The sequence below is a fragment of the Streptomyces sp. NPDC000151 genome (assembly GCF_040301705.1).
GTDB lineage: Bacteria > Actinomycetota > Actinomycetes > Streptomycetales > Streptomycetaceae > Streptomyces.
Genome location: NZ_JBEPFC010000244.1, coordinates 1 through 5,674, shown reverse-complemented (window position 1 = coordinate 5,674; position 5,674 = coordinate 1). Strand labels below are relative to the sequence as shown.

The 5,674-nt window shown below is 72.8% G+C and carries 9 protein-coding genes; 1 reads left to right on the top strand and 8 read right to left on the bottom strand.

Annotated elements, in window-relative coordinates:
• The 8 genes from ABT381_RS34730 to ABT381_RS34695 form a co-directional block, all read right to left on the bottom strand.
• Window positions 1–660 (bottom strand): GvpL/GvpF family gas vesicle protein (locus ABT381_RS34730; RefSeq protein ID WP_351601769.1); only part of this gene is annotated, 660 nt, incomplete at its 3' end.
• On the bottom strand, window positions 657–989 hold the full coding sequence (locus ABT381_RS34725; RefSeq protein ID WP_351601766.1) for a gas vesicle protein: 333 nt from the start codon (window positions 987–989) through the stop codon (window positions 657–659). The genes ABT381_RS34725 and ABT381_RS34730, both read right to left, overlap by 4 nt.
• A gap of 11 nt (window positions 990–1,000) precedes the next feature.
• Complete coding sequence (locus ABT381_RS34720; protein ID WP_351601764.1) at window positions 1,001–1,990, bottom strand: SRPBCC family protein; 990 nt, start codon at window positions 1,988–1,990, stop codon at window positions 1,001–1,003.
• Entirely contained in the window at window positions 1,983–2,615 is a 633-nt protein-coding gene (locus tag ABT381_RS34715) for a DNA primase (protein WP_351601761.1), read from the bottom strand. The genes ABT381_RS34720 and ABT381_RS34715 overlap by 8 nt, the downstream gene beginning before the upstream one ends.
• A gap of 22 nt (window positions 2,616–2,637) precedes the next feature.
• Window positions 2,638–2,886, bottom strand: coding sequence for a gas vesicle protein GvpG (locus tag ABT381_RS34710; protein ID WP_351601758.1), 249 nt, complete (start codon window positions 2,884–2,886; stop codon window positions 2,638–2,640).
• On the bottom strand, window positions 2,886–3,638 hold the full coding sequence (locus tag ABT381_RS34705) for a GvpL/GvpF family gas vesicle protein (RefSeq protein WP_351601755.1): 753 nt from the start codon (window positions 3,636–3,638) through the stop codon (window positions 2,886–2,888). Before ABT381_RS34705 ends, ABT381_RS34710 begins: the two co-directional genes overlap by 1 nt.
• Complete coding sequence (locus ABT381_RS34700) at window positions 3,638–4,087, bottom strand: gas vesicle structural protein GvpA (protein WP_351601752.1); 450 nt, start codon at window positions 4,085–4,087, stop codon at window positions 3,638–3,640. Before ABT381_RS34700 ends, ABT381_RS34705 begins: the two co-directional genes overlap by 1 nt.
• Before the next feature lie 2 nt (window positions 4,088–4,089).
• Complete coding sequence (locus ABT381_RS34695) at window positions 4,090–4,398, bottom strand: gas vesicle protein GvpO (protein ID WP_351601749.1); 309 nt, start codon at window positions 4,396–4,398, stop codon at window positions 4,090–4,092.
• Between the two features lie 256 nt (window positions 4,399–4,654).
• Here ABT381_RS34695 and ABT381_RS34690 point away from each other — a divergent pair, with 256 nt between their 5' ends.
• The gene (locus ABT381_RS34690) at window positions 4,655–5,584 is read left to right on the top strand and encodes an SDR family oxidoreductase (protein ID WP_351601746.1); all 930 of its coding nucleotides are present in this window, start codon (window positions 4,655–4,657) and stop codon (window positions 5,582–5,584) included.
• The last annotated feature ends 90 nt before the right edge of the window (window positions 5,585–5,674 follow it).

Below are 5,674 nucleotides of genomic sequence, written 5' to 3'. Positions count from 1 at the left end.
GTCCTGCGGGCGGTGCAGCCGGCTGTGCTCGGCGGTGCGCGCGAGGGCGTCGTGCACCGCCCGGGCCAGGCTGTCGGCCTCCTGCAGCGCGGTGTCCTCGGCCTTGCGGTCCCGCAGCCGCCGCCGCAGGAACTCCCGCCCGGACTCCGCCTCGGCCGCGGGCCGTTGCCGCGCCGGGGGAGCGGCCGGGGGAGCATCGGACGGCCGCTGCGATGGCGGCGGGGCGGCGGCCGGCTTCCGGTCGTCCGGGGGCTGCTGGGCGTACGCCTTCACGCCCCACTCCAGCCGCCCTTCCAGCCGGGTCAGCAGCCGCTCGAACCGCTCGGTGTGCGCGGCCAGCGCGGCCCGGACCGCGTCCTCGTCGCGGTACACCGTGACCAGCCGCAGCGGCAGCACGCCGACCGCCGCCGCGGTCTCGTCCACGACCTGCCGGTGTGCCCGCGCGGTCGCCTCCAGCCACGTCAGGTCCTCCAGGCGGTCGCGCACCGCCGGCTGGTCGAATTCCGCGGCGGGCACCTCGGACACCAGCGCGGCCAGCGGCCCCTCGGCCACGGTGCGCACGGGCGCGTCCCCGATGCCGAGCAGGCCGGCGGGCGGCCGGGCGCCGCGGCGGAGGACGGCGTAGGCGTACGTCAGCAGGCCGTCCTGACGCGTGCTCACGGTGACTCCTCCTTCCGTTCCTCCAGGGCGTCCCCGTCCTGGCGGCTCTCCAGAGCGGCCAGCCGGTCACGCAACTCGGCGTTCTCCCGGGCCAGTTCCTCGCGGCGGGCGCCGGACGACAGCGACGGGTCGTCGCGCCACCAGTCGATGCCCATCTCCTCGGCGCGCTCCACGGAAGCCACGATCAGCCGCAGTTTGATGGTCAGCAGTTCGATGTCGAGCAGATTGATCCGGATGTCACCGACGATCACCACGCCTCTGTCCAGGACGCGTTCGAGGATGTCGGCGAGGTTGGCGCCGCCGCCGGCGCCGGGGGAGGGATAGGACATGGGGTAAGCGCTCACCTCACCTGTTCCGGCTCGGGCTCGAGCTCGGATGCGTCGGCGGGTTCTTCCTCTTCCTCGTCCTCGCCCTCGTAGGCCGCTTCCTCGTCGTCCTCGTCGTCCTCGTACGCCTCGGCGTCACCCTCGGCCTCGTCCTCGTTCCCGTCCTCCTCCTCGTACGCGCCGGTGTCACCCTCGCCTTCGTCTTCGCTCTCGTCCTCGTACGTGTCGGCGGCGCCCTCGTCCTCCTCGCGGGCGACCGCGTCCTCGTGGGACTCGACGACCTCGCCGTCGCGGATCTCGCCGCGCCAGCCGTCGGTCGCCTCGCCGCGGAGCATCACGAAGCGGCGGAAGTGCTTCAGGTCGAGCCGGGCCCGCCGTCCCTGGGCGCGCCACAGGTTGCCGGTCCGCTCGAAGAGGCCCTTCGGGTAGTACTCGATGACCAGCAGGACGCGGGTCAGGTCCGGCGTCAGCTCGTGGAAGGTGACGACGCCGTTGACGGTCGCCTTCGCGCCCTGTGCCGACCAGGCGATGCGCCGGTCCGGCAGCTGCTCGGTGACGGTCGCCTCCCAACTGCGGCTGGACCAGAGTACCTTGGCGCGCCAGGTGGAGGTGGTGTCGTCCGTGCGCTCCACGTCCTGCACGCCCTTGGCGAAGGAGCTGAACTCCTGGAACTGCGTCCACTGGTCGTACGCGGTACGCAGCGGCACCCCGACGTCCGTGTCCTCGACGACGGTGACGAACCGTCCGGTCCCGGTGCCCTTCCGTGTGCCGCCGCTCCTGCCGCCGCGGACCAGCCGGCCGAGACCGGGGCCGAGGGCGAGGCCGGGGCCGTTGCCCTCGGCCATGTCCTGCAGCCGGGTGGTCGCGGCGCCCAGCTTCCGGCCGCCGGCGATCAGCAGCCGCTGGGCCTGGGCCGCGGCGAACGCGGCGGCCTCCTCCTTGAGCCGGTCGGTGGCCGGACTGCGAGCGATGCTCTCCTTGAGGCGCTGCTTGGGGTCAGCCATCGGTACGCTCCCGGCTCCGGCCGGACTGCTTGCCGGACGACTTGGGGGACGGTTTGGCGGACTGCTTGGCGGCGCTCCTGGGCCCGCTCTTGGCCGTGCCCGCCTTGGCCGTACCTGTCCTGGCCGTCCCGGTCTTCGTAGTGCGCCGGGCCCGCTGGGCCGCGGGTGCCGACTTGCCGGTGGCCTTCTTTCGCTGCGTCCGGCCCTTCGGGGCCGCGCCGCGCTCGTCGTCCGGAGCCTCGTCCGCCTCTTCGGCCCCTTCCGCCTCGGCGGGCTCCTCGTCCTCGGCCCGCGTCTCCTCCGTACCGCCGGTGAGCTGTTCCTGGACGCCCGCGGTGCGTGCGTGCAGGCTGTCCGCCAGCGCGTCGATGCGGCGGCTGACGAACGCGTCCGCCGCCGCGCGGCCCACTCCGCCCAGGTCGTCGCGCAGCTGGTCGCGCAACTCCGCGAGCTGCGGGTCGGCCTTCAGCCGCTCGTCCACCAGGCCCAGCAGCCGCTGCGGGTCGAGCTGCAGCCGCCGTCCCAGTACGATGCCGCCGACGCTCAGGGCGAGCTTCGCCTTCTTCGTGCGACCCAGTGCGTATCCGCCGGCGACGGCCAGTGCCAGTGCCGCCCGGTTGTTCATCCCAACCGTCTCCTCGTCCTTCTCACTGTCCGTGGAGCCACTGTTCCCGCGTCGCTTCCAGCCGGTCCAGCAGCGCGTCCTCGCGTCGGTCGAACTCCGCCTCGTCGATCAGGCCGTCGTCCAACTCCCGCGCCAATTCCCGTAGTTCGTGCTGGATCACCCCGGGGTCGTGGTACTGCCGCTCCGCCTCGGCGACGAGCTGGCGCAGTACCCACCCGGTGCCGCGCACCGGCGCGGCGGGCAGCAGCAGTACTTCCTTGAGCAGGCCCATCAGTCCCGGCCCGCGTGCTCGGCGGCCGGCTGGGCCGGGCGCACGAAGCTGTACGGCGGCAGCGGGCCGTTCACCAGCAGCTCCAGCTGCGGCTGCTCCTCGGCGAGCCGCGTCGCCGCCTCGGTGAAGGGCGCGGTGTCCGTCCGCGGCAGCAGGAACGAGAGGTTCACCAGCCAGCCCGTCCCCTCGGGGCCCGGCGCCGACTGCTCCGCCAGCGGTGCCAGGGCCCGCTCGACCGTGTGCGCGTCGCGCACCTCGCGGGCCCGTACGGCGTTGGCCACCAGCTCGCCCAGCCGCACCCGCTCGGGGTAACCGCCCCCGCCGGACGCCTGCAAAGCCTCCGTGAGGCGGCGCACCTCCGACTCGTCGTCGACGACGAGCCGCAGCACGACCTCCTCGCGGTGCGCGGCCTTGACGTTGTACTCCACCCGGCCGGTCAGCTCGGCCAGCTGTGCCTTGTAGTGCTCGGTGTGTTCGCCGAGCGCACCGCGCACCGCGTCGTCGTCCGTCGAGAGCGAGCCGAAGCGCAGTGGCAGTACCGCGCCCGCGCTGCCCGTCTCGGTGAGAACGTGCTGGTGGGCCAGCAGGTCGCGGCGCTTGGGGCGCAGCCCGTCGGGGCAGTCGCTGACGACGGCGGACAGTTCGCCGGCCCGTATGATCCGCACCGGGCGCGGCGGGTCGCCGACGCCCAGTACCTGCTGCTCGGGGGTGGGGTGGTCGGCGTGCGCGATGCCGTAGACGTAGGTGGTCATCAGCTCTCCTCCTTCTTGCGGGAGCTGGTGGCGGTGCGCCGCGGCCGGCGTTGCGGCTCTTCGTCGCCGGACCTGCCGGAGGCCGCTTCGCGGCCCTGCCCGATGGCGTCGGCGAAGGTCTCGGCCGCGCCCGAGAGCGCGCCCTTGCTCTTGCCGCGCGCGCCGGACTCGGTCATCTCGCCGACCAGGTCGGGCAGTCCGGGCTCCTTCTTGGGGCCGGACTCCAGGTCCAGCCGGTTGCACGCCTCGGCGAACCGCAGATAGGTGTCCACGCTCGCCACCACGACACGTACGTCGATCTTGAGGATCTCGATGCCGACCAGGGAGACACGCACGAAGGCGTCGATCACCAGTCCGCGGTCCAGCACCAGCTCCAGTACGTCGTACAGGCCGCTGGTGCCGCCGCCTCCTCGGCCGCCTCCTTCTTGTTGAGCGGGAACCACAGTCATCTCTACGGGTTTCCTTTCGCGCGTTCGTAGCGGCCGACACGCCGGTACCCGGTGAGCACGCCCTCCTGATCGAGGGTCAGCTCGTACAGCGCCATCAAACTCATCGTGTCGGGCACCCTGGCGAGCTCCAGTACTTCCGCTTCCAGGAGCCAGCCGTCCCCGGTCCGCTCGCAGCGGGTCACGGTTTCGGGCTGCAGTCCGGTGAGCTCGGCGAGCTGGGCGCGCGCCGCGCGCATCAGCTCGGGCAGTGCCAGGCCCTTCGCGGGGCCCCGGCGGTCGCCTTCATCCGGTGTCTTCGCTTTGTCCGTCATGAAGTCATCTCTGTCGGGCTTCTCCGTCCGGGCGTCTCCGCCGGGAAGTCCATGCCGCACCGAGTACCGCCGAGGGGCGAGGGGAAACCCATGTGCCCCGGCCGGTTCGCGCGGCCCGCCCGGGTGCCGGGTCGCCGATCTTCGCGGGCGACCCGATGATGGATTGAGGCCCGTCGGGCGGGGGACCCGGTGATCAGCCGAAGGGGACGGCTGTCACCCCATCCGGTCAATGGTCAATGCGGAGCAGGAGGAATCAGTGGCCGCGCAACCCCACGACCACCACGACGACGCGGGGAGCGGCGCCCCGAGCGGGCAGCCGCAGAACCCCAGGGAGAAGCACCCGCAGCCCGACTTCCCCGCGCAGGAACAGGAGCATCCCGGCTGGACCGGGCCGATGGACCCGCCACCGGACCACGGTGAGGACTCCTATCGCGGCAGCGGCCTGCTGACGGACCGCAAGGCGCTGCTGACCGGCGGCGACTCCGGCATCGGCCGCGCGGTGGCGCTGGCCTTCGCGCGCGAGGGCGCCGACGTGCTCTTCACCCATCTGCCCGAGGAGGCCGACGAGGCCCGCGAGACCTCCCGGCTGGTCGAGGAGGCGGGCCGGAAGGCCGTCGCGGTCCCCTGCGACATCCGCGAGGAGTCCGCGTGCCGGCAGCTCGTGGAGCGGACGGTCGCGGAGTTCGGCCGCATCGACATCCTGGTGAACAACGCGGCGTACCAGATGGCCCAGCCGGACGGCATCCAGGCCATCAGCACGGAGCAGTTCGACCGGGTGCTGCGCACCAACCTCTACGGGATGTTCTGGCTGTGCAAGATGTCGCTGCCGCACATGCCCAAGGGCGGCTCGATCATCAACACCACGTCCGTACAGGGCTACAAGCCCAGCCCGCACCTGCTGGACTACGCGACGACCAAGGGCGGCATCGTCACCTTCACGCAGGGGCTCGCCCAGATGCTCGCGCCCGACGGCATCCGCGTGAACGCCGTCGCGCCGGGGCCGGTGTGGACGCCGCTGATCCCGGCGACGATGCCGGACACCGTGGAGTTCGGGAAGCAGGCGCCGCTGGGCCGCCCCGCGCAGCCCGCCGAGATGGCGCCCGCCTATGTGTTCCTCGCGTCCGAGCACGCCGCGTTCATCACCGCCGAGATCGTGAACGCCACCGGCGGCACCCCGCTGCCTTGATGGGCTGGTGGCGCTGGCTCAGGTGGGAGGCCGCCGCCGTCCTGCGCGCCGCGCGCGGCGCGGTGACCGGCCCCGGGCCGGAGCGGGACG

Bases quoted from the DNA above. Each gene is read 5' to 3' on its own strand.
- ABT381_RS34725 (WP_351601766.1), bottom strand. From the start codon at position 989: ATGTCCTATCCCTCCCCCGGCGCCGGCGGCGGCGCCAACCTCGCCGAC.
- ABT381_RS34720 (WP_351601764.1), bottom strand. From the start codon at position 1,990: ATGGCTGACCCCAAGCAGCGCCTCAAGGAGAGCATCGCTCGCAGTCCG.
- ABT381_RS34715 (WP_351601761.1), bottom strand. From the start codon at position 2,615: ATGAACAACCGGGCGGCACTGGCACTGGCCGTCGCCGGCGGATACGCA.
- ABT381_RS34710 (WP_351601758.1), bottom strand. From the start codon at position 2,886: ATGGGCCTGCTCAAGGAAGTACTGCTGCTGCCCGCCGCGCCGGTGCGC.
- ABT381_RS34705 (WP_351601755.1), bottom strand. From the start codon at position 3,638: ATGACCACCTACGTCTACGGCATCGCGCACGCCGACCACCCCACCCCC.
- ABT381_RS34700 (WP_351601752.1), bottom strand. From the start codon at position 4,087: ATGACTGTGGTTCCCGCTCAACAAGAAGGAGGCGGCCGAGGAGGCGGC.
- ABT381_RS34695 (WP_351601749.1), bottom strand. From the start codon at position 4,398: ATGACGGACAAAGCGAAGACACCGGATGAAGGCGACCGCCGGGGCCCC.